The sequence below is a fragment of the Mesorhizobium sp. YM1C-6-2 genome (assembly GCF_003666685.1).
In the GTDB taxonomy this organism is placed as follows: domain Bacteria; phylum Pseudomonadota; class Alphaproteobacteria; order Rhizobiales; family Rhizobiaceae; genus Mesorhizobium_K.
In genome coordinates this window covers 115,108-136,806 of sequence record NZ_RCIZ01000008.1, presented here as the reverse complement: position 1 = coordinate 136,806, position 21,699 = coordinate 115,108, and the positions used below count along the sequence as shown (strand labels likewise).

The 21,699-nt window shown below is 64.8% G+C and carries 19 protein-coding genes; 16 read left to right on the top strand and 3 right to left on the bottom strand.

Annotated features, from left to right (window positions below; translation table 11 throughout):
- From ybeY to D8676_RS19400, 6 genes are all read left to right on the top strand, one after another.
- Positions 1 to 492, top strand: a complete 492-nt coding sequence (ybeY, locus tag D8676_RS19425; protein ID WP_121582742.1) for an rRNA maturation RNase YbeY — start codon at positions 1 to 3, stop codon at positions 490 to 492.
- Positions 493 to 519: 27 nt separating this feature from the next.
- Positions 520 to 1,614, top strand: a complete 1,095-nt coding sequence (locus D8676_RS19420) for a hemolysin family protein (protein WP_121582835.1) — start codon at positions 520 to 522, stop codon at positions 1,612 to 1,614.
- Between the two features lie 164 nt (positions 1,615 to 1,778).
- Positions 1,779 to 3,374, top strand: a complete 1,596-nt coding sequence (gene lnt / locus D8676_RS19415; protein ID WP_121582741.1) for an apolipoprotein N-acyltransferase — start codon at positions 1,779 to 1,781, stop codon at positions 3,372 to 3,374.
- A gap of 139 nt (positions 3,375 to 3,513) precedes the next feature.
- Positions 3,514 to 3,936 (top strand): helix-turn-helix domain-containing protein, encoded by a 423-nt coding sequence (locus D8676_RS19410; protein WP_121582834.1) that lies wholly within the window; start codon positions 3,514 to 3,516, stop codon positions 3,934 to 3,936.
- Between the two features lie 151 nt (positions 3,937 to 4,087).
- Positions 4,088 to 5,389, top strand: coding sequence for a methionine adenosyltransferase (metK, locus tag D8676_RS19405; protein ID WP_121582740.1), 1,302 nt, complete (start codon positions 4,088 to 4,090; stop codon positions 5,387 to 5,389).
- Between the two features lie 11 nt (positions 5,390 to 5,400).
- Positions 5,401 to 6,099 (top strand): tRNA (guanosine(46)-N(7))-methyltransferase TrmB, encoded by a 699-nt coding sequence (locus tag D8676_RS19400; RefSeq protein WP_121582739.1) that lies wholly within the window; start codon positions 5,401 to 5,403, stop codon positions 6,097 to 6,099.
- 47 nt (positions 6,100 to 6,146) lie between these two features.
- Here D8676_RS19400 and D8676_RS27420 read toward each other — a convergent pair whose 3' ends face one another.
- Positions 6,147 to 6,311, bottom strand: a complete 165-nt coding sequence (locus D8676_RS27420) for a hypothetical protein (RefSeq protein WP_183097168.1) — start codon at positions 6,309 to 6,311, stop codon at positions 6,147 to 6,149.
- Positions 6,312 to 6,598: 287 nt separating this feature from the next.
- Between D8676_RS27420 and rimP the strand changes: the two genes are divergently transcribed.
- The 9 genes from rimP (at position 6,599) to D8676_RS19355 (ending at position 16,842) form a co-directional block, all read left to right on the top strand.
- Entirely contained in the window at positions 6,599 to 7,246 is a 648-nt protein-coding gene (gene rimP / locus D8676_RS19395) for a ribosome maturation factor RimP (RefSeq protein ID WP_121582738.1), read from the top strand.
- A gap of 35 nt (positions 7,247 to 7,281) precedes the next feature.
- Positions 7,282 to 8,874 (top strand): transcription termination factor NusA, encoded by a 1,593-nt coding sequence (nusA, locus tag D8676_RS19390; RefSeq protein ID WP_121582737.1) that lies wholly within the window; start codon positions 7,282 to 7,284, stop codon positions 8,872 to 8,874.
- Between the two features lie 32 nt (positions 8,875 to 8,906).
- Complete coding sequence (locus D8676_RS19385; RefSeq protein WP_121582833.1) at positions 8,907 to 9,557, top strand: RNA-binding protein; 651 nt, start codon at positions 8,907 to 8,909, stop codon at positions 9,555 to 9,557.
- Positions 9,554 to 12,103 carry a translation initiation factor IF-2 gene (gene infB, locus D8676_RS19380; protein WP_121582736.1) on the top strand — a complete coding sequence of 850 codons (2,550 nt, stop codon included), beginning with the start codon at positions 9,554 to 9,556 and terminating at the stop codon, positions 12,101 to 12,103. Before D8676_RS19385 ends, infB begins: the two co-directional genes overlap by 4 nt.
- Before the next feature lie 100 nt (positions 12,104 to 12,203).
- A complete protein-coding gene (rbfA, locus tag D8676_RS19375) occupies positions 12,204 to 12,614 on the top strand; it encodes a 30S ribosome-binding factor RbfA (RefSeq protein WP_121582735.1) in 411 nt (136 codons plus the stop codon).
- Entirely contained in the window at positions 12,614 to 13,579 is a 966-nt protein-coding gene (truB, locus tag D8676_RS19370) for a tRNA pseudouridine(55) synthase TruB (protein ID WP_121582734.1), read from the top strand. Before rbfA ends, truB begins: the two co-directional genes overlap by 1 nt.
- 191 nt (positions 13,580 to 13,770) lie before the next feature.
- On the top strand, positions 13,771 to 14,040 hold the full coding sequence (rpsO, locus tag D8676_RS19365; protein WP_121582733.1) for a 30S ribosomal protein S15: 270 nt from the start codon (positions 13,771 to 13,773) through the stop codon (positions 14,038 to 14,040).
- 258 nt (positions 14,041 to 14,298) lie between these two features.
- Positions 14,299 to 16,446, top strand: coding sequence for a polyribonucleotide nucleotidyltransferase (gene pnp, locus D8676_RS19360; protein ID WP_121582732.1), 2,148 nt, complete (start codon positions 14,299 to 14,301; stop codon positions 16,444 to 16,446).
- Positions 16,447 to 16,524: 78 nt separating this feature from the next.
- Positions 16,525 to 16,842 (top strand): ribonuclease E inhibitor RraB, encoded by a 318-nt coding sequence (locus tag D8676_RS19355; RefSeq protein ID WP_121582731.1) that lies wholly within the window; start codon positions 16,525 to 16,527, stop codon positions 16,840 to 16,842.
- A 7-nt stretch (positions 16,843 to 16,849) separates the two neighbouring features.
- Here the strand turns inward: D8676_RS19355 and D8676_RS19350 are convergent, their stop codons facing one another.
- Positions 16,850 to 17,959: a nitronate monooxygenase family protein gene (locus D8676_RS19350; RefSeq protein ID WP_121582730.1), complete on the bottom strand. Its 1,110-nt coding sequence runs from the start codon at positions 17,957 to 17,959 to the stop codon at positions 16,850 to 16,852.
- Positions 17,960 to 18,062: 103 nt separating this feature from the next.
- Between D8676_RS19350 and D8676_RS19345 the strand changes: the two genes are divergently transcribed.
- Positions 18,063 to 19,184, top strand: a complete 1,122-nt coding sequence (locus tag D8676_RS19345; RefSeq protein ID WP_121582729.1) for a class I SAM-dependent methyltransferase — start codon at positions 18,063 to 18,065, stop codon at positions 19,182 to 19,184.
- Here D8676_RS19345 and D8676_RS19340 read toward each other — a convergent pair whose 3' ends face one another.
- Positions 19,185 to 21,554 (bottom strand): aminomethyltransferase family protein, encoded by a 2,370-nt coding sequence (locus D8676_RS19340; protein WP_121582832.1) that lies wholly within the window; start codon positions 21,552 to 21,554, stop codon positions 19,185 to 19,187.
- Between the last annotated feature and the right edge of the window lie 145 nt (positions 21,555 to 21,699).

The window sequence follows — 21,699 nt, the reverse complement described above, 5'->3', positions numbered from 1 at the left end:
ATGCCGCAAGCACGAAAACCCAGGATCGATATCGACATTGCGGTCGAGTCCGGCGACTGGCCGCAGAAACGGACGCTGCGGAGCCTTGTCGAAAAGGCGGTCGGGGCTGCGCTGTACGAGGCAGGAGCAGCGTATGAAGCCGGCTCCGAACTCAGCGTCGTCTTCACCGACGATGCGCATATCCGCACGCTGAACGCCGGCTGGCGCAACAAGGACAAGCCGACCAACGTGCTGTCTTTCCCGGCTTTTCCGGTGAAAATCGGCCAAGAATTGCCACCGATGCTGGGCGACGTCGTACTTGCCGCCGAGACGGTGGCGCGCGAGGCGGAACTGGAAGGCAAGCCGCTCGGCCACCACATAACGCATCTCGTGGTCCACGGGGTCCTGCACCTGCTCGGCCACGATCACGAGGAGGAAACGGAGGCGGAGCGGATGGAAGCGCTGGAGCGGGCCGCTCTCGCGAGGCTTGCCATTCCCGATCCCTACGCGTAACAGGAAATGGAAACCAACCCGACGAAGATGAACGACACACCAGAGCCTGCCGCGCGGCCCGAAACGGGCAGCGCAAGAGCCGAATCGGCAGAAGAAGGCCCGAGTTCGAGTCCCAGTCAGTCGACGCCGCAATCCGCGCCGCTCGCAGCCACGGTCGAATCCGCTTCCGAGCGACCCTCCTTCTTCGAGCGGCTGGCCGGCCTGTTCCGGCACAAGAACGGCTCCAGCCTCCGCGAGGAGATAGCCGACGCACTGGCCGAGACAGCCGCAGACGCCGAATCCTTCTCGCCCGGCGAACGGGCGATGCTTCACAACATTCTCCGCCTGCGCGAGGTGCGCGTCGAGGACGTGATGATCCCGCGCGCCGACATCGAGGCGGTCGAGATCAACACGACGCTTGGTGAGCTTCTGACCGTTTTCGAGCAGTCCGGCCATTCGCGCATGCCGGTCTATGCCGAGACGCTCGACGATCCCAGAGGCATGGTGCACATCCGCGACGTGCTGGCCCACATCACCAAGCTCGCCCGCGCCAAGAAGAGCCGTGCCCGCAAGGCGGCTCCGCCGGCGCTCGATTTCGCCAATATCGACCTGGCGAAGACAATCGGCGAGCTCAACCTGATGCGCACCGTGCTGTTCGTGCCGCCCTCCATGCTCGCTTCGGACCTGATGGGACGCATGCAGGCGAGCCGCACACAGATGGCGCTGGTCATCGACGAGTATGGCGGCACCGATGGGCTGGTGTCGCTGGAGGATATCGTCGAGATGGTCGTCGGCGACATCGAGGACGAGCACGACGACGAGGAGCCGATGATCACGCAGGCCGGCGATGGCGTCTATATCGTCGACGGCAAGGCCGAGATCGATGAGGTCGCCAAGCTGATCGGCGAAGGCTTCAAGGCCGGCGAGCACGGCGAATATGTCGATACGATCGGCGGCATGATCTTCAACACGCTCGGCCGCGTGCCGGCGCGCGGCGAAGTCGTCCAGGCCATTCCGGGCTTCGAGTTCCACGTGCTCGACGCCGATCCGCGCCGGGTGAAACGGGTGCGCATCGTCGACATCGTGAAAGCCGAACGGCGCCGACGCGCCGCGCGCGTGGAGCAGCCCGCTCCCAACGCTTAGGGCCGGCGCGTTTTCTTCGCGACAAGGTTAAAGAGACGCAAACCGTTTGATCCGGGCGGTTCAATCCGGGACGGAAAGGCTCTAACCTCCGCGCGTGATTCTCTGGACGCGTGACCCGGCTTGCAGCAGGCGGTCATGCCGAGGCTGGACGGGCAGGTTTGCGCATGGAGCGCCTGGCGGGGCGGATAATTCTGCTTTGGGGCTGGCGCCGGCTGGCCGCGGCCTTTGCGGCCGGCGCGCTTCTTGTGCTGACGCAGGCGCCCTATGATTTCTTCGCAGCCGGGTTCGTGTCCTTTCCGGTGCTGGTCTGGCTGCTCGACGGCTCGACCGCGGAGGCCTCGTCCAATCCGCTGCGACGCCTGAAGCCCGCCTTCGCCATCGGCTGGTGGTTCGGCTTCGGCTATTTCCTCGCCGGTCTCTGGTGGATCGGCAGCGCGTTGCTGGTCGAGGCCGACAGCTTCGCCTGGGCGCTGCCTTTCGCAGTCCTCGGCATACCACTGCTGCTCGCCTTCTTCTACGGCTTCGCCACTGCCGTCGCCCGACTCTTCTGGGCGAACGGCATCACCCGCATCGCGGCGCTCGCCTTCGCCTTCGGCCTGACCGAATGGCTGCGCAGTTTCCTGTTCACGGGCTTTCCCTGGAATCCGGTCGGGCTGGCTGCGATGCCGACGCCGCTCCTGATGCAGAGCGTGGCGCTGACCGGCGTCACCGGCATGAACGCGCTCGCCGTCTTCGTCTTCGCAATGCCGGCGCTGCTGGCTGCGAGGCGCAATCTTCGTCTCGGGCTTGCCCTTGCCGTCCTGCTGGTCGCGGCGCATGCCGGTTACGGCTACTTCCGCGTGAACGCTCCGGTTGAGGCCTCCGGCGGCAAGCTTGCCGCACGTATCGTGCAGCCGTCGATCGACCTGTCGGAGAAATGGGACGAGAGCGTGCGCGACCGCATCTTCCAGACGACGATGGACCTGTCGGCGCGGCCGCCCGAGGCCGGCCGGCCCACGCCGCAACTGATCCTGTGGCCGGAGACGTCGGTGCCGTTCTTCTTCACGGAGCGACCGGATGCGCTGGTCGCGATCGGCGAGATGCTGAAGCCGACCCAGATGCTGGTCGCCGGCGCGGTGCGCGAGGAGGCGGGCCGAACAGCACCGCTCTACTACAATTCCGTGCTGGCGATAAACGACAGCGGCGAGATCGTCGACGCGGTCGACAAGGTGCATCTCGTGCCGTTCGGCGAATACATTCCCTTCGCCGAGTTGGCTGAGCGCTTCGGCATAGGGCAATTGGTCGCGGGGCCGATGAATTTCGTCGCCGGCAGCCAGCGCCACCCGATCGAGTTGCCAGGTGGTACCACCATTGCGCCGTTCATCTGCTACGAAATTATTTTCCCCGAATTGGTGGCAGTTGACGTAAGGTCAACCAGTATTATTGTGAATGTCACCAACGATGCCTGGTTTGGCGACACGCCCGGTCCATACCAGCATTTCCGGCAGGCGCAGTTGCGGGCAGTGGAGAACGGATTGCCCGTGCTGCGCGCCGCCAACAACGGGATTTCGGGCGCCATCGACGCGCGTGGACGCGTAATCGACGCACTCGCATTGAATGCCAGGAATGCGCTCGACGTGGAGATAGATCTTCCCGGCGACCTATCCGGCGGGCAGATCGCATCGGCTGAACAACGCCGGTTCATCGGCTTCGCGATCCTGGCAGCCTTCGCATTGTTCGCATTTACAGGAAGGATCTGGCAGCGGCTGCGGGCGAATTGACAGCAGATATATTAGAAACTCATACTGTAAACGTCCGGCAGACAGGGCTTTCAGCCGATGCATTCGTTGGGGTGAGGAGTGCGCCGGAATGACAACAAAATACAAACCGGAAAAGCCGGCGAAGCCCGGCGAGGAAAAAATGGCAGACAAGGAAAACAAGAAGAAGCCGAATCCGACGGATACGCACGTTGGGAGTCGGATCAGGCTTCGCCGCAACATGCTTGGCATGAGCCAGGAGAAGCTGGGTGAGAATCTCGGCATAACCTTCCAGCAGATCCAGAAATACGAGAAAGGGACCAACAGGGTCGGCGCAAGCCGGCTGCAGGCGATCGCCACCATACTCTCTGTTCCCGTTGCCTTCTTCTTCGAGGACCTGCCCGGAGAGGAGGGGACCGCCAACCGCGGCTTCGCGGAGGACCCGTCCACCACCTTCGCGATCGACTTCTGCACCAGCGCGGAAGGGCTCCAGCTCAACCGCGCCTTCGTCCGGATTCAGGACCAGAAGGTGCGGCGCAGGATCATCGAACTGGTGAAGAGCCTCGCCTCCGACGACGGCGACTAGCCGCCGCCCGTGGACCCGCGGAGGAAAACAGTTCCCGAAACCGCCTCTCCGCAGGACCAACGCTCCTTGACGACTCCGGGCCGGCCTCGTTAACACGTGTCGCGCCCGAAAGTCGGCTTCTGCCGGCAAAGCCTTTCGAGAGGGAAAATCCGTGACGCGGCAGAACTATCTCTTCACCTCGGAATCCGTATCCGAGGGACACCCCGACAAGGTCTGCGACCGCATTTCCGACGAGATCGTGGATCTGGTCTACCGTGAGGTGAAGAAGGTCACGCCGGCGGATGCCAAGCGCTACGCCGCCGTTGCCGTGTCGGACCCGTGGAAGGTCCGCGTCGCCTGCGAGACACTCGCGACCACCAACCGTGTAGTCATCGCCGGCGAGGTGCGAGTACCCCACACGCTCCTGAAGAAGGACAAGGAAGGCAACGTCCTCATCGACGCGGCCGGTCATCCCGTTATCAACCCGTCCAAGTTCAAGTCGGTCGCCCGCAAGGCGATCCGCGCCATCGGCTACGAGCAGAGCGGCTTCCACTGGAAGACGGCGAAGATCGACGTGCTGCTGCACGGCCAGTCGCCCGACATCGGCCAGGGCGTCGACAATGCCGCCGACCGCCAGGGTGAAGAGGGTGCCGGCGACCAGGGCATCATGTTCGGCTATGCCTGCCGCGAGACGCCCGACCTGATGCCTGCGCCGATCTACTACAGCCACAAGATCCTCGAGCTTCTGTCGGCTGCCCGCCACAACGGCGAAGGCGACGCCGCCAGGCTCGGCCCCGACGCCAAGAGCCAGGTCACCGTGAGATATGTCGACGGCAAGGCAGCCGAGGCAACCTCCATCGTGCTTTCGACCCAGCATCTCGAGGCAAGCTGGGATTCCAAGAAGGTGCGCAAGGTGGTCGAGCCCTTCATCCGCGAGGCGCTGGGCGACCTCAGGATCGCCGACGACTGCGTCTGGTACATCAACCCTACGGGCAAGTTCGTGGTCGGCGGACCGGACGGCGACGCCGGCCTCACCGGCCGCAAGATCATCGTCGACACCTATGGCGGCGCGGCGCCGCATGGCGGCGGTGCATTCTCCGGCAAGGACACGACCAAGGTCGACCGCTCGGCGGCCTATGCGGCGCGTTACCTCGCCAAGAACGTGGTCGCCGCGAAACTTGCGGACCGCTGCACCATCCAGCTTTCCTACGCCATCGGCGTCGCCCAGCCGCTGTCGGTCTATGTCGATCTGCACGGCACCGGCAAGGTGGATGAGGCGAAGCTCGAGAAGGCGCTGCGCCAGGTGATGGACCTGTCGCCGTCGGGCATCCGCGAACATCTCGACCTTAACCGGCCGATCTATGCGAAGACGTCGTCCTACGGCCATTTCGGCCGCAAGCCCGGCCGCGACGGCTCCTTCTCCTGGGAGAAGACCGATCTGGTGAAGGGGCTGAAGGACGCGGTCGCCGCCTGACGGATGCTGCCGTGACCGAAGGCCGGAAAAGCCGCTCGACCGAAGCCTTCTTCGGCCGGCGGCGCGGCAAGACCATTCGTCCGCAACAGGCCCAGGCGCTTGCCGACGGGCTGGCCCGCTATAGGCTCGACCTCGACCGTGCCGCGCCGACGGACATACGGATGCTCTTTGCTGCGGAGGTCGCGGATGTGCGGCTGGAGATCGGCTTCGGCGGCGGCGAGCATCTGCGCCACGAGGCCGCCGGTCATCCCGGCACCGGCTTCATCGGCGTCGAGCCTTTCGTCAACTCGATGGCGAAGATGATGGCGTCACTGGCGGACGCGCCGCTCGACAATCTGTGTGTCTACGACAACGACGCGACACAGTTGCTCGACTGGTTGCCGGACGCGTCGCTTTCCGGGATCGACCTGCTTTATCCCGATCCGTGGCCGAAGAAGAAGCACTGGAAGCGGCGCTTCGTGAGTCCAGTCAATCTCGACCGTTTTGCGCGCGTGCTGAAGGCGGGCGGGACATTCCGCTTTGCCTCCGACATAGACACCTATGTCAACTGGACCCTGCTCCACTGCGCCGCGCATGGCGACTTCGCCTGGGAGGCGGCGCAGGCGGATGACTGGCGCAAGGCCTATCCCGGCTGGCCGGGGACGCGATACGAGTCGAAGGCGCTCCGCGAGGAGCGTGCCCCGGCCTATCTGACGTTCAGACGGACGTAGGCCAACAGCATCAAGCGCAAAGACCAGGGCTTCGATCGGTCTGTGGCTCAGCGCTGGACGATCTTGCGGAAAGCAACGGGATCGATGCCGAGCGTTCGCAGATCGCTGGCACGCGGCTGCCTGCTGGCCTCGACCGCGCGTGACGCGGCGACGGCGCTGCCGAAGACCTCGATGAAGTCGCCGAGGGCGGCAAGGGCATTGCGGGGAGTCATGTTCGTTTGCCTCGGATGTGCGCGATGACGTTGGTTGGTGCGCTGCAACATAGATAGTGAGGCATGAGGCCCGGCAGCAGTGCGAATGCTGCATCGGTCCCATGCAAGGCTTGCACTCGGCGTACGCTGGCCGTCACCCCAGATGACCCGTGTGCCGGAGATACTGGGACCGGGACTTGAAAGCCGGGGTCTGTTGGTCTATATCAGACTCAAATTCTTGGTCGGTATGACGAAGAGTGGGTCCACCCGGTCCCGCTCTTTTTTGTTACCAGGCCGTTGGAGAAGCGATGACGGCCCCAGTGGCAGCAAGCACAGGCGACAGTGTTGGAGACGACCGCATCATCCGCGAGAGCGGCATCGATGCGCGCGTGGCGTCGATCGTCTCGCCGGTGCTGCGCGGCATGGGCTTTCGCCTGGTGCGGGCCAGGCTGTCGGGCCAGAACGGGCTGACGCTGCAGATCATGGCCGAACGCGACGACGGCACCATGACCGTCGAGGATTGCGAAGAGGTCAGCCACGCGGTTTCGCCAGCACTCGACGTCGCCGATCCGATCGAGAAGGCCTATAATCTCGAGGTGTCCTCGCCCGGCATCGACCGCCCGCTGGTCAGGAAGTCCGACTTCTCGACCTGGGCCGGCCATCTGGTGAAGATCGAGACGTCTATCATGGTCGCCGAGCGCAAGCGTTTTCGCGGGCGGATCGCCGAGGCGGGCGAGAACGACGTGTTGATCGAGCGCGACGCTTCCGGCAGCGCCGGCGACGAGCCGGCGATAAGGGTGCCTTACGAGGCGATCGCCGAGGCCCGGCTGGTGCTGACCGACGACCTCATCCGCGACGCGCTGTCCAAGGACAACCAGGCGCGCAAGGAAGCGAAAAGACGCCGTGGCGAGCCGGAAGAGGCCGACGGCGAAGACGAAACCGAGACTCAGGACTAAGTGAGCCCCGCCCAGGGCGGGTCAGGGAGACTGAAATGGTAGTCAGTGCGAACAGGCTCGAATTGCTGCAGATCGCCGATGCGGTCGCGCGTGAGAAGTCGATCGACAAGGGAATCGTGATCGCCGCGATGGCGGACGCGATCCAGAAGGCGGCGCGCTCGCGTTACGGCCAGGAGACCAACATCCGCGCCGACATCAACCCGAACACCGGCGAGATGAAGCTGCAGCGCCTTATGGAAGTGGTTGAGGAGGTCGAGGACTACGGCCGCCAGATCGCCCTGTCCTCGGCGCGCGAGCGCAATCCCGACGCCGAGATCGGCGACTTCATCGCCGAGCAGCTGCCGCCGATGGATTTCGGCCGCATCGCCGCTCAGTCGGCCAAGCAGGTTATCGTGCAGAAGGTGCGCGAGGCTGAGCGTGACCGCCAGTTCGACGAGTACAAGGACCGCATCGGCGAGATCGTCAACGGCACGGTGAAGCGCGTCGAGTATGGCAACGTCATCGTCGATCTCGGCCGCGGCGAAGCGATCATCCGTCGCGACGAGCTGATCCCGCGCGAGAACTTCAAATATGGCGACCGCGTCCGCGCCTATGTCTACGACGTCCGGCGCGAGCAGCGCGGCCCGCAGATCTTCCTGTCGCGCACGCATCCGCAGTTCATGGCGAAGCTCTTCACCATGGAAGTGCCGGAGATCTACGACGGCATCATCGAGATCAAGTCGGTCGCCCGCGATCCGGGTAGCCGCGCCAAGATCGCGGTGATCTCACGCGACAGCTCGATCGACCCGGTCGGCGCCTGCGTCGGCATGCGCGGTTCGCGCGTGCAGGCCGTCGTCGGCGAACTGCAGGGCGAGAAGATCGACATCATCCCGTGGTCGCCCTCGGCCGCCTCCTTCATCGTCAACGCGCTGCAGCCGGCGGAAGTCGCCAAGGTGGTGCTCGACGAGGATGCCGAACGCATCGAAGTCGTGGTGCCGGACGACCAGCTGTCTCTCGCCATCGGCCGTCGCGGCCAGAACGTGCGCCTCGCCTCGCAGCTCACCGGCTGGGACATCGACATCCTGACCGAGCAGGAGGAGAGCGAGCGCCGCCAGAAGGAATTCGTCGAACGCTCGACCCTGTTCATGGAGGCGCTCGACGTCGACGAGATGGTCGGCCAGGTGCTGGCCTCGGAAGGCTTCACCTCGGTCGAGGAAGTCGCCTATGTCGACTCCGACGAGATCTCCTCGATCGACGGTTTCGACGAGGATACAGCGAGCGAGATCCAGAACCGTGCACGCGAGTACATCGAGAAGATCGAGGCCGAGCACGACGCCAAGCGCAAGGAACTCGGCGTCCAGGACGAGCTGCGCGAAATCCCCGGCGTGACCACCGCCATGATGGTGGTGCTAGGCGAGGACGGCGTGAAGACGATCGAGGACTTTGCCGGCTATGCCGTCGACGATCTCGTCGGCTGGAAGGAACGCAAGGACGGCGAGACCAAGTTCTTCCCCGGCGTGCTGGCCGCTCACAACGTTTCGCGCGCCGAGGCCGAGGAGATGGTGCTCGCCGCACGCCAGATGGCCGGCTGGATCACGCCGGAGGAAGTCGCCGCCGAAGCCGAAGCGCCCGCTGACGCGGAAGCGTGACGTGAGCCGGCCCGGAGCACGCTTTGGACGAGATGAACGATCGCACCTGCATCGTCGCGCGTCGGCCAACCGGGCCGGATGAGGCCATTCGCTTTGTCGCCGGCCCCGATGGGACCGTCGTACCTGACCTGAAGAGAAACCTGCCCGGTCGCGGCTGCTGGGTCACCGCCGACCGCGAGCACGTCGACAAGGCGGCGAAGAAGGGCATGTTCGCCAGGGCGCTCAAGGCGCAGGTGGAAGTGCCGTCGGATCTGGGCGCCATGGTCGACCGCCTGCTCTCCAGATCGGCGTTGGGCGCGCTGGGGCTGGCCCGCAAGGCGGGCGCCGTCGCTCTTGGCGCAACCAAGGTCGAGGCTGCGGTCCGCAGCGGCGCGGCGCTTCTGGTGCTGCACGCTGCCGAGGCATCCGAGGACGGCGTGCGCAAGATCGCGCAGGCGAGACGCGCGACCGTCCATTCCGGAGGCCCGGAGATCATGGCCTACAAACTTTTTTCCGAACAGGAATTGGGTTTGGCATTGGGCGGTACAAATGTGATACATGCAGCCGTTCTTGCGGGCGATGCGGGGCGAGCGGCTGAAAAGCGCATGGTTGCGCTTGACCGATACCGGGGCGGTTCTCCGGACGAGCTGGCAATGTTTGCGGCGATTGCTGACGGGAACGACGCCGCAGAGGATATGGAATGAGCGATACGAAAACCGGTGACGACAAGACGTTGAGCGTCAATACCAAGAAGACGTTGACGCTGAAGCGGCCGGGCGTCGAGCAGTCGACCGTGCGTCAGAACTTCTCGCATGGCCGCACGAAGTCTGTCGTCGTCGAAACCAAGCGCAAATTCGTCAAGCCCGGCGAGAAGTCGGAAGCCGCCTCGGTGTTCGCGCCGAAGCCGGCGCCTGCGCCCGCCAAGCCTGCGCCGCAGGAAGCGCCCAAGGCTGCTGCACCGGCTCCCGCCGCCGAGCGGCCCAATCTCGTGCTCAGCGACCTTTCGGCCGGCGAGATCGAGGCGCGCCGCCGTGCGCTCGAGGGCTCGAAGGCGCGTGAGGTCGAGGATCGCCAGCGCGCCGTCGAGGACGCCAAGCGCCGCCAGGAAGAGGAAGAGCGCCGCAAGCGCGAACGCGAGGAATCCGCGCGCCGCCAGGCCGAGGAGGAGGCCCGCCTGCTCGCCGAGGCCGAGTCGCGCCGCCGTGCCGAGGAAGAGGCCCGCCGCCGCACGCCCGCTGCCGATCAGGCCCCCGAGGAAGAGGAAGCGGCCAAGCCGAAGCGCACCGTCGCCGGCGTGCCGCCGCGCCGCCTGACGCCCGCCCAGCCCGAGCGCCCGCAGCGCACCAAGGGCGAGGAAGACCGCCGTCGCGGCAAGCTGACACTCAATTCGGCCACCTCCGAGGAGGAGGCGCGCGCCCGCTCGCTGTCATCGATGCGTCGGCGTCAGGAGAAGTTCAAGCGCGCGATGCATCAGGAGCCGCGCGAGAAGATCGTCCGCGAGGTGGTGCTGCCCGAGACGATCACCATCGCCGACCTTGCCAACCGCATGTCGGAGCGCGCGGTCGACATCGTGAAGTTCTTCATGAAGCAGGGCCAGATCCTGAAGCCCGGCGACGTGATCGACGCCGACACGGCGGAACTGGTGGCTTCCGAATTCGGCCACACGGTGCGCCGTGTCGCCGAGGCCGACATCGAGGAAGGCGTGTTCAAGGAGCCGGACAAGCCGGAGGACCTGCATCCGCGTCCGCCCGTCGTCACCATCATGGGCCATGTCGACCACGGCAAGACCTCGCTGCTCGACGCCATCCGCAACGCCAATGTTCAGGCCGGCGAGGCCGGCGGCATCACGCAACACATCGGCGCCTACCAGGTCGAGAAGAACGGCCACAAGATCACCTTCATCGACACGCCCGGCCACGCGGCGTTCACCGCTATGCGCGCCCGCGGCGCGCAGTCGACCGACATCGCCGTGCTGGTGGTTGCGGCCGACGATTCGGTGATGCCGCAGACGATCGAGTCCATCAATCACGCCAAGGCGGCCGGCGTGCCGATCATCGTTGCGATCAACAAGATCGACAAGCCGAGCGCCGACCCGCAGAAGGTGCGCACGCAGCTCCTGCAGCACGAGGTGTTCGTCGAGTCGATGGGCGGTGAGGTGCTGGACGTCGAAGTGTCTGCCACCAAGGGCACCAACCTCGACAAGCTGCTGGAGGCTATCCTTCTGCAGGCTGAAATCCTCGACCTCAAGGCCAATCCGGACCGCACGTCGGAAGGCGTCGTCATCGAGTCGAAGCTCGACAAGGGACGCGGCGCCGTCGCCACCGTGCTCGTCCAGACCGGCACGCTGATGATCGGCGACATCGTCGTCGCCGGCAGCGAATGGGGCCGCGTGCGCGCGATCATCAACGATCGCGGCGAGCAGCTCAAGGAAGCCGGACCGTCGACGCCCGTCGAGGTGCTGGGCCTGCAGGGCGCGCCGCGCGCCGGCGATCGTTTCGCGACCGTCGCAAGCGAGGCCCGCGCCCGCGAGATCACGGAATATCGTCAGAGATTGGCGCGCGACAAGGCGGTCGCCAAGCATGCCGGCCAGCGCGGCTCACTCGAGCAGATGATGTCGCAGTTGCAGACGAGCGGGCTGAAGGAGTTCCCGCTGGTCATCAAGGGCGACGTGCAGGGCTCAATCGAGGCGATCGCAACGGCTATCGAGAAGCTCGGCACCGATGAGGTGCGCGCGCGCATCGTCCATTCCGGGGTCGGCGCCATCACCGAGACCGACATATCGCTCGCCGAGACATCGGGCGCGGCGATCATCGGCTTCAACGTGCGCGCCAACCCGCAGGCGCGGACGGCGGCGGAGAATGCCGGCATCGAAATCCGCTACTACAACATCATCTACAGCCTCGTGGATGATGTGAAGGCGGCGATGTCGGGACTGCTCTCGCCGGAGCGCCGCGAGACCTTCATCGGCAACGCCGAGATACTCGAGGTCTTCGACATCACCAAGGTCGGCAAGATCGCCGGCTGCCGTGTCACCGAAGGCAAGGTCGAGCGTGGCGCCGGCGTGCGCCTGATCCGCGACAACGTGGTCATCCACGAAGGTACGCTGAAGACGCTGAAGCGCTTCAAGGACGAGGTGTCGGAAGTTCCGGCCGGCCAGGAATGCGGCATGGCTTTCCAGAACTACGAGAACCTCCAGGTTGGCGACGTCATCGAGTGCTTCCGCGTCGAGATGGTGACGCGGACGCTGTAAGGCGTCCAGACATCCGGGACGGCGGTCGCCGCCGTCCCGATTTTTTGTGAAACATGCGTTCCGGTTCCACCCCGGGGCGCACGATTTCAAGATAGGAACCATGTCCAGAACGTCAGGCTCCGGCCCATCCCAGCGCATGCTGCGCGTCGGCGAGCAGGTGCGCCATGCCCTCTCCGATCTCTTGCGGCGCGGCGAGATCATAGATCCGGTGATCGAGACATCAGTCATTTCGATCTCCGAGGTGCGCATGTCACCCGATCTCAAGATCGCGACCGCCTTCGTCTCACCGCTTGGCGCAGCGGACGACGGGGCGGTGGTCAAGGCGCTGAACAGCCATGCGAAGTTCATCCGCGGGCGGGTGACGCACGCGCTCAGGCAGATGAAATACATGCCCGAGTTCCGCTTCAGGCTGGACACCAGCTTCGACAATTTCGCCAGGATCGACGAGCTCCTGAAATCGCCGGAAGTGGCGCGCGACCTCGATCAAGACAGCAACGACAAGGACGATTGATGGCCCGCCGCGGCAAGAAGAAGGGCCGGCCGGTTTCCGGCTGGGTGATTTTGGACAAGCCGGTCGGAATGGGTTCGACCGAGGCGGTTTCCAAGGTGAAGTGGCTGTTCCAGGCCGAGAAGGCGGGCCATGCCGGCACGCTCGACCCGCTGGCGTCGGGCATGCTGCCGATCGCGCTCGGTGAAGCCACCAAGACTGTCCCCTATGTGCAGGACGGCGCCAAGGTCTACCGTTTCGCCGTTGCCTGGGGCGAGGAGCGCTCGACCGACGACCTCGAAGGCCCGGTGACCAAGTCGTCGGAGAAACGTCCGGCCGAGGAGGAAATCCGCGCATTGCTGCCGAAATACACCGGCGTCATCATGCAGGCGCCGCCGCAGTTCTCCGCTATCAAGATCGCCGGCGAGCGCGCCTACGACATGGCGCGCTCGGGCGAAGTCGTGGAAATCCCGGAACGCGAGGTGGAGATAGGCCGCTTCGACCTGCTCGAGATGCGGCCGGACGGCAGCACCGTCTTCGAGATCGAATGCGGCAAGGGCACCTATGTGCGCAGCCTGGCGCGCGACATGGGCCGCGACCTCGGCTGTTTCGGCCACATTGCGGAGCTCCGCCGGACGGAGGTCGATCCCTTTACGCCGGAGGATTTCGTCACGGTCGCGGAACTGGAAGCAGCGCGCTTCGGCGAGGCCGGGCAGGCCGCGTGGGAAGAGGCGGGCAAGCCACTTCCCGATTTCGGCGCAATCGACGACTTGCTGATCGACACCGGCGCTGCGCTCGAATGCTTGCCGCAGGTGGCGCTCTCGGACGAGGCCGCGCAGAAGATCAGGCTGGGCAACCCGGTCATCATCCGCGGGCGCGATGCGCCGGTCGAGGCGGAAGAGGCCTGCGCGACCGCGCGCGGGCGGCTGGTGGCGATCGGCGCGATCGAGGCCGGCATGTTCAAGCCCAAGCGCGTCTTTGTCGGCTGACGGATCAAAAAGACCCTGAAAATGAGCCGACAAATGCTCTCTGGCTTTTTCCCCGGAATTCGCCTATATGCGCCGCAACAAAGCTGCCGGACGGCGAATTCCGACTGAACCTGCTGCTTTGTCCATTGGCCCCAGCTGGACGACATCCCGGCCGTGGGCGACCCGTTCCTCACATCAGAAAGGAAGATCCGATGTCGATAACTGCTGAACGCAAGCAGGCCCTGCTGGCCGAATTTGCAACCGCGAAGGGCGACACCGGTTCGCCCGAAGTACAGGTTGCGATCCTTTCCGAACGCATCAAGAACCTGACCGAGCACTTCAAGGACCACAAGAAGGACAACCATTCCCGCCGTGGCCTGCTCGCCCTGGTTTCGCAGCGTCGCAGCCTGCTCGACTATCTGAAGCGCAAGGACGAAGCCCGCTATTCGACCCTGATCGATAAGCTCGGCCTCCGCCGCTAACAACTTTGACCGGCGCGCCCTGGCGCGCCGGTCGCGCATTCGGGCCGTGCATATCGGCGGTCCAACGGTTCGAAGCCGGCAGGGGCTTGGCGCGAACCGCCCATGGACGGTCATGGGGCAGGATTGCAGGACGCTCGCCGCCACACGCGGCCTCCACAGAGCTTCCCGTTGTCTTGCCCGTGGCTCGCCCGAACGAAGCCAGGGAAGGAATGCTCGCGCGGAAGAACCGCGCGGCCCTTCCCGTATAAAGGACAAGATATGTTCAATCACCACAAAGTCGAAATCGAATGGGGCGGCCGCCCGCTCATCCTGGAAACCGGCAAGATCGCCCGCCAGGCCGACGGCGCCGTGCTCGCCACCTACGGCGAGACCGTCGTGCTCGCCACCGTCGTATCGCAGAAGGAGCCCAAGGCGGGCTTCGATTTCTTCCCGCTGACCGTCAACTACCAGGAAAAGACCTTCGCGGCCGGCAAGATCCCCGGCGGCTATTTCAAGCGCGAGGGCCGTCCTTCCGAGAAGGAGACGCTGGTCTCCCGCCTGATCGACCGTCCGATCCGCCCGCTTTTCGCCGAAGGCTACAAGAACGATACGCAGATCGTCGTCACCGTGCTGCAGCATGACCTCGAGAACGATCCGGACATCCTGTCGATCGTCGCCACCTCGGCGGCGCTGACGCTCTCCGGCGTGCCCTTCATGGGCCCGATCGGTGGCGCCCGCGTCGGCTACGTCAATGGCGAGTACGTGCTCAACCCGCATATCGACGTGATGCCGGAATCGAAGCTCGACCTCGTCGTCGCCGGCACCGACGCTGCCGTGCTGATGGTCGAGTCCGAAGCGCAGGAACTGCCCGAGGACGTCATGCTCGGCGCCGTCATGTTCGGCCACAAGGGCTTCCAGCCGGTGATCGACGCGATCATCAAGCTCGCCGAAGTCGCCGCCAAGGAGCCGCGCGACCATCAGGTCAAGGACCTCTCCGAGCTCGAGAAGACCATGCTCGGCCTCGTCGAGGACGAGCTGCGCGCCGCCTACAAGAACGTCGACAAGCAGGCTCGCTACGCCGCCGTGGACGCCGCCAAGGCCAAGGTCAAGGCGACGCTGCTGCCGGAAGGCGCGGAAGAGACCGCCTGGACCTCCGAGCAGGTCGCCACCGTGTTCAAGGAGCTCCAGGCCAAGATCGTGCGCTGGAACATCCTCGACACCGCCTCGCGCATCGATGGCCGCGATCTCTCGACGGTCCGCAAGATCGTGTCGGAAGTCGGCGTGCTTCCGCGCACGCACGGCTCGGCCCTGTTCACCCGCGGCGAGACGCAGGCGCTGGTCGTCGCGACGCTGGGCACCGGCGAGGACGAGCAGTATGTCGACAGCCTGACCGGCATGTACAAGGAGAAGTTCCTCCTCCACTACAACTTCCCGCCCTATTCGGTCGGCGAGACCGGCCGCATGGGTTCGCCGGGCCGCCGCGAGATCGGCCACGGCAAGCTCGCCTGGCGCGCCATCCGTCCGATGCTGCCCTCGGCTGAACAGTTCCCCTACACGCTGCGCGTCGTCTCCGAGATCACCGAGTCGAATGGCTCGTCGTCGATGGCCACCGTCTGCGGCACCTCGCTGGCGCTGATGGATGCGGGCGTCCCGCTCGCCAAGCCGGTCGCCGGCATCGCCATGGGCCTGATCAAGGAAGGGGAGCGCTTCGCGGTGCTCTCCGACATCCTCGGCGACGAGGATCACCTCGGCGACATGGACTTCAAGGTGGCGGGTACCCGCGACGGCATCACCTCGCTGCAGATGGACATCAAGATCTCTGGCATCACCGAGGAGATCATGAAGGTGGCGCTGGACCAGGCCAAGGGCGGCCGCCAGCACATCCTCGGCGAGATGGCGAATGCGCTGTCGGGTGCCCGCGCCGAGCTTGGCGAGTTCGCGCCGCGCATCGAGGTCATGCACATCCCGACCGACAAGATCCGTGACGTGATCGGCTCGGGCGGCAAGGTGATCCGCGAGATCGTCGAGAAGACCGGCGCCAAGATCAACATCGAGGACGACGGCACGGTGAAGATCGCTTCGTCGAACGCCAAGGAGATCGAGGCGGCGAAGAAGTGGATCCATACCATCGTGGCCGAGCCGGAAGTCGGCGAGATCTACGAGGGTACCGTGGTGAAGACCGCCGACTTCGGCGCCTTCGTCAACTTCTTCGGCCCGAAGGACGGTCTCGTCCACATCTCGCAGCTGGCCGACGCCCGTGTCCAGAAGACCACCGACGTGGTCAAGGAAGGCGACAAAGTCTACGTCAAGCTGATGGGCTTCGATGAGCGCGGCAAGGTCCGCCTGTCGATGAAGGTCGTCGACCAGACCACCGGCAAGGAACTGCCGAAGCCCGAGAAGAAGGCGGAAAGCGAAGACGCCGCCTGATTTCTACCAAGGCTTGTAAATTGAAGCGGGCGCGGCGAAAGTCGCGCCCGCTTTCTTTTGGGTCGGGATGGGAATGCAATGTCACTGTTCGATGAAAATGCCTCAGTGCTGAAGCAGCTGGCGGAAAACGGCGCTGACCTGAGCCGGCCTCGCTCCGTAAACTTTGAACATATTTTCCGAAACGAGGCATCCGCGCAGACCTTTGCCGACACTGCTACCCTTGCAGGATTTTCTGTGCAGGTCCGCGCTGTCGAACGACTGGAATGGCCTTGGGACGTGACCGCTTCCAAGCAACTGGATCTGACCTGCGAAAACATCAGTGCGGTGGAGTTGCAACTCAAGGCCATGGCTGAAACCTACGGCGGCAACTCTGACGGATGGGGCTTGGAGGACTGACGGCGGCTTAGCGGTTAGCCGCCCTGTGAGGTCTACTATCGCCCCCTGCCAGTTGCCGCAACCGTTCCTGCGCTTCCCGCACCAGCGTCCGCGTCAACTCCTCAGTGGACATCTCGCGGCCGAGCCTCATCGCCTGTCCGGACCAGAGCGGCGTGAAGTCACCGGAGCCTGCCGGTTCGCTTTTGGCGCGCAGCGGCATCAGCGCACCGCCCGCCAGCGGGAAGGCGGGTGGCAGGCCGGACATGGCGCCGACCTCGCGCACGATGCGGTTGGCGATGCCGCGCGCCGGTCGGCCGGTGAACACGCGGGTGATCACCGTGTCGTCGTCCCAGGCGGCCTTCAGCGCTGCGCGGTGCGGGGCGACGAGCTTCGCCTCCGGGCAGAAGAGATAGGCGGTGCCGATCTGCACGGCCGATGCGCCGAGCGCCAATGCGGCGACGATACCCCGCGCATCGGCGATGCCGCCGGCAGCGATCACCGGAACCTTGACTGCGTCGGCCACCTGCGGGACGAGCGCCATGGTCCCGACCTGCTGGCCGGCGTTTTCGGTGAGGAAGATGCCGCGGTGCCCGCCCGCCTCGGCGCCTTGCGCGATGACCGCGTCGCAGCCGCGTTCTTCAAGCCAGATTGCTTCGCGCACGGTGGTTGCCGACGCGATCACCTTGGCGCCGGTGGCTTTGACGCGGGCGACCAACGGCTCGGGCGGCAGGCCGAAATGGAAGCTGACCACTTCGGGTCGCAACTCCTCGACCGTCTCACAAAGCGCCTCGTCGAAAGGCGTGCGGTTCGACACCGGGATCGGCGCGGTGGGGTCGACGCCGAGTTCGGAATAGTAGGGGCTGAGCTTCTCCCGCCACGCCATTTCCCGGCTCTCGTCATAGGCAGGCGGCACGTGGCAGAAGAAGTTCATGTTGATCGGCTTGGCTGTGGCGGCGCGGATCTTTGCCATCTCGTCGCGCGTCTGCTCGTGGCTGAGCAGGGCCGACGGAAGCGCCCCGAGCCCTCCGGCATTGGCCACCGCGATCGCCATGTTGGAAAGGACTGGTCCCGCCATCGGCGCCAGCAGGATCGGATGTTCGATGCCGAACAGGTCGAGAATTCTGCGATCGCGCCACATGACGGTTTCCTCGGTTCGCGGCTCAGTCTACACCCGACAATGAAAAGCGCCTGCGCCATTTGCGGCAAGCCGGCGGTCCAGTGCTGCAAACGGAAACGGCATCATGAAATCCGGCCCCCTGGCCACCCTGTTCTACCCTTTCGAGAGCGGCGCGCTTGCCGCTCCCGAGGCTGGACGTCTTCTCTTCCTCGGCGCCGAGCCCGGCTTCCGCCTGCCGGAAGGATTTGGCGCGGAAATGAATCTCGTGCAGGGATTCCGGCCGCATTTCAGGGCGCTGGAGTTGGCGGGGCATAAGGTCACCCCCACCTCTGAGGGCAACGGCTTCGATGGGGCTCTGGTTCTCGCCGGCCGGCATCGCGGCCAGAACGAGGCATGGATTGTCGAGGCGATCGAGCGCGTGGCACCAGACGGGCTGATCGTCGTTGCCGGTAGCAATGACGACGGCATCGCCAGCCTGCGCAAGCGGATGGAGAGCGGCGAGGACAAACTCGCATCGGCCATCGCGCGAAAGAAGCCGGCTGGGCCAGCTACGGAGCACAGCGAACGAGCAAGACTTTATCACCCATTCCGGGGCGCAGTGCCCCTGGAAGGACATCTGTCGAAATATCACGGAGTTGCTTTCTGGTTCCGGAAGACTGAAGAGGTCAACGCTTTCGCCGCATCGGTGAAAAGATGGCACCTAAGCTGGCCTTTGACAGACCGCCGTTTCGCCACCGCGCCCGGCATGTTCTCGCATGACCGCATCGATGCCGGCTCGCGGCTGCTGGCGGAATGCCTGCCGGAGAGCGCCAAGGGTGCCGCGGCCGATTTCGGCGCAGGCTGGGGTTATCTGTCCGCAATGCTGGCGGAACGGACGAACGGCCTGAAGGCGATCGATCTCTATGAAGCCGACTACGAGTCGCTGCAGGCGGCGAAGAAGAATCTCGCAAATCTGCCTGATGCCCCCGAGTTCGGCTTTTTCTGGCACGATCTCGTCGGCGAGAAGGTCGAGCGGAGATACGACCTCATCGTCATGAACCCGCCCTTCCATCAGGGCCGTGCCGCGGAGCCCGGCATCGGTCAGGCGATGATCAAGGCGGCGTCCTCGGCGTTGAAGCCGGGCGGTCAACTGCTGATGGTGGCGAACCGCGGCCTGCCTTATGACCAGGTGCTCAAGGGGAGCTTCAAGGACGTCAGGGAGCTACGCAACGAGGGCGGCTTCCGGGTGTTCGCCGCCCGCAAGTGACTACGAGCGCGGCTTGGTCTTCTGCGGATCGTAATGCGGGAAGGCGACGATCCTGGCCGGCAGGCGCTTCTGGTGGCCGTCGAGCTTGCCGATCTCGACCTCCATGCCGATCTCGGAATGCGCGACGTCGACGCGGGCAAGCGCGATGTTCTTGCCCAGCACCGGCGAACGCATCGACGAGGTGACGACGCCGATCTGCGGCCGTCCGACATGCACGCAGTCGCCGTGGCCGACATTGACGTTGCCGTCGATCTCCAGCCCGACCAGCTTGCGCGCCGGGTTCTCCTTGCGGCGGATGAGTGCCGCGCGGCCAATGAAATCGTCCGGCTTGCTCTTCAACGGCACGGTGAAGCCGATGCCCGCCTCGAAAGGATCGGTCTCGTCGGAGAATTCTGTACCGGCGAAGACAAGCCCGGCCTCGATGCGGACCATGTCGAGCGCCGCCATGCCCATCGGCTTCAGCCCATGTGGCTGGCCGGCTTCCCACACCGCGTCGAACACTTTTTCGGCGTCGCGCGGATGGCAGAAGATCTCGTAGCCGAGCTCGCCCGTATAGCCGGTGCGCGACACGACGACAGGCACACCTTGCGCGTCGCCGATGCGCGCCACCGCGAAGCGGAACCATTCGAGTTCGGAAATCGAAGGCTGCACCGGCGAGGTCCAGATGATCTCCTTCAAAATGTCGCGGCTCTTCGGCCCCTGCACGGCGATGTTGTGCAACTGGTCGGTCGAGGAGCGCACCATGACCTTGAGGCCGAGTTTTTCGGCCTGCTGGCGCAGCCAGGTGCCGCCGAAATCGTCGCCGCCGATCCAGCGGAAATTGTCGCGGCCGAGCCTCAGAAGCGTGCCGTCGTCGATCATGCCGCCATGCTCGTAGCACATGGCCGAATAGACGACCTGCCCGACGCCGAGCTTCTTCACATCGCGCGTCAGCACATATTGCAGCAAGGCTTCGGAGTCCGGCCCCGTCACCTCGAATTTCCTGAGCGGCGAGAGGTCCATGACCACGGCCTTCTCGCGGCACGCCCAGTATTCCTCGATCGGTCCCGCCTTGGCGAAGGAATTGGCGAGCCAATAGCCCTTGTATTCGATGAAATCGCGGGTGTGCTTCGCAAAACTCGAATGGAAGGCGGTCTCGCGGGTCATGACGGGTTCGGCGTCGGGGCTCATTCTTCTTGCTACCGCTCGGGTGAATTTTTCGGCGCCGCCATAGGTGCGGACATGGATGTCGGTGAGATTCCAGCCATTGGCCGGCGTGGTGTCGTCGGGACATGCCGAGGACACGCAGACGACGTCGGTGAGCGCCCTGAGCAACACGTAGTCGCCGGGCCGCGACCAGGGCTCGTCGGAAACGACCAGCCCATGCGCGTCGATCGAGGTGTTGAAGAAGAAGTTCACCGCCATCCAGCCGGCGCGGGGCGTGACGCCCTTGTCCGACAGGGCCTTGTTGAAATTGTCGGAGCAGTTGACGTGGCCGGGATAGCCAATGTCGTCGTAATATTTCGCCGCACAGGCGAGCGCGAAGGCATCGTGCCGGCCGCACGTGTCCTGCACCACCTCGACCAGCGGCTCCATGTCCTGGTCGTAATATTTCGAGTGCAGGCCGGGCATCGGATAGCTCGCGCCCATCAGCGTGCGTGTCGTCGTCACGTCGAGTGGATGGTCCTTGCCGCGATCGAGTTTTCGCGCGGAAAAGCACTGGAAGTCGGTGCACTGGCGGCCATCGACGTCGATGATCTGGATGTAGTCGCCTGCCTTGACGAAATAGGCTTCCGCCGTGGCCGACTTCACCCGCCGGTCGAGCACCGGATCGGCGAGCGGGTCGGGCAGCTCGAACCTTTTCACCGGCTTTGCCGTCGCTCGGCTGATCTTCAGCGTCAGCGGCGTCACCGTATCCTGCGCCTCGATCGCCATCGGACCGCCTGGCGCCGCGACGATCAGCGAGCCTGGGCGCTGGACGGTGAAGTTTTCTTCGGCTCCGGCCGGGGTCGCCTCGCCGAAGAAACGCAGGGCCTGTGCGCCGGCTAGGTTGATGCCGCGCCGTTCGATCTTGAGACGGAACTGCCTCAGGCTTTCCTCGCCCGACAGAAGCAGCGCTTTCAGACCGGCCGCGTTGCTGTTGCCAGAAACGCCGAGCATACCGGGATCCGAGTGGCCATCTTTGTTGAACGCGACCAGTTCGCAGGCCTGTCCGCCTTCGGCATTGACGATCGTAACCTTGTCGCCCGGCTCGACGTCGACCAGAAGGGCGCCGCCGCCGGGCACCGTGTAACGTTCCGATCCCGGGAGCAGCGAGAACCGTCCAGGCGTGAGGATCGCGCTCGGCCTGGGCGGGCCAGGGATCACTTCGGGATAGCTGAGGTTGAGCATCGACTTCGTCCTGTCGTCCAAGCCGGATGATCGAGTTGCTTCACCGGAAGATTATTTTAATCACAAGAATATCCAACGGTTCCCTGCGCGGCAAGGCTACCGTGCCTTTGCCGTGCTGCACAGGGCATACGGACAAACGTCCCGT

Bases quoted from the DNA above. Each gene is read 5' to 3' on its own strand.
- lnt (WP_121582741.1), top strand. From the start codon at position 1,779: ATGGAGCGCCTGGCGGGGCGGATAATTCTGCTTTGGGGCTGGCGCCGG.
- infB (WP_121582736.1), top strand. From the start codon at position 9,554: ATGAGCGATACGAAAACCGGTGACGACAAGACGTTGAGCGTCAATACC.
- rimP (WP_121582738.1), top strand. From the start codon at position 6,599: ATGACGGCCCCAGTGGCAGCAAGCACAGGCGACAGTGTTGGAGACGAC.
- D8676_RS19355 (WP_121582731.1), top strand. From the start codon at position 16,525: ATGTCACTGTTCGATGAAAATGCCTCAGTGCTGAAGCAGCTGGCGGAA.
- nusA (WP_121582737.1), top strand. From the start codon at position 7,282: ATGGTAGTCAGTGCGAACAGGCTCGAATTGCTGCAGATCGCCGATGCG.
- ybeY (WP_121582742.1), top strand. From the start codon at position 1: ATGCCGCAAGCACGAAAACCCAGGATCGATATCGACATTGCGGTCGAG.
- D8676_RS19385 (WP_121582833.1), top strand. From the start codon at position 8,907: ATGAACGATCGCACCTGCATCGTCGCGCGTCGGCCAACCGGGCCGGAT.
- truB (WP_121582734.1), top strand. From the start codon at position 12,614: ATGGCCCGCCGCGGCAAGAAGAAGGGCCGGCCGGTTTCCGGCTGGGTG.
- D8676_RS19345 (WP_121582729.1), top strand. From the start codon at position 18,063: ATGAAATCCGGCCCCCTGGCCACCCTGTTCTACCCTTTCGAGAGCGGC.
- D8676_RS19410 (WP_121582834.1), top strand. From the start codon at position 3,514: ATGGCAGACAAGGAAAACAAGAAGAAGCCGAATCCGACGGATACGCAC.
- D8676_RS19350 (WP_121582730.1), bottom strand. From the start codon at position 17,959: ATGTGGCGCGATCGCAGAATTCTCGACCTGTTCGGCATCGAACATCCG.
- D8676_RS19340 (WP_121582832.1), bottom strand. From the start codon at position 21,554: ATGCTCAACCTCAGCTATCCCGAAGTGATCCCTGGCCCGCCCAGGCCG.
- D8676_RS27420 (WP_183097168.1), bottom strand. From the start codon at position 6,311: ATGACTCCCCGCAATGCCCTTGCCGCCCTCGGCGACTTCATCGAGGTC.
- D8676_RS19420 (WP_121582835.1), top strand. From the start codon at position 520: ATGAACGACACACCAGAGCCTGCCGCGCGGCCCGAAACGGGCAGCGCA.
- rbfA (WP_121582735.1), top strand. From the start codon at position 12,204: ATGTCCAGAACGTCAGGCTCCGGCCCATCCCAGCGCATGCTGCGCGTC.
- rpsO (WP_121582733.1), top strand. From the start codon at position 13,771: ATGTCGATAACTGCTGAACGCAAGCAGGCCCTGCTGGCCGAATTTGCA.
- pnp (WP_121582732.1), top strand. From the start codon at position 14,299: ATGTTCAATCACCACAAAGTCGAAATCGAATGGGGCGGCCGCCCGCTC.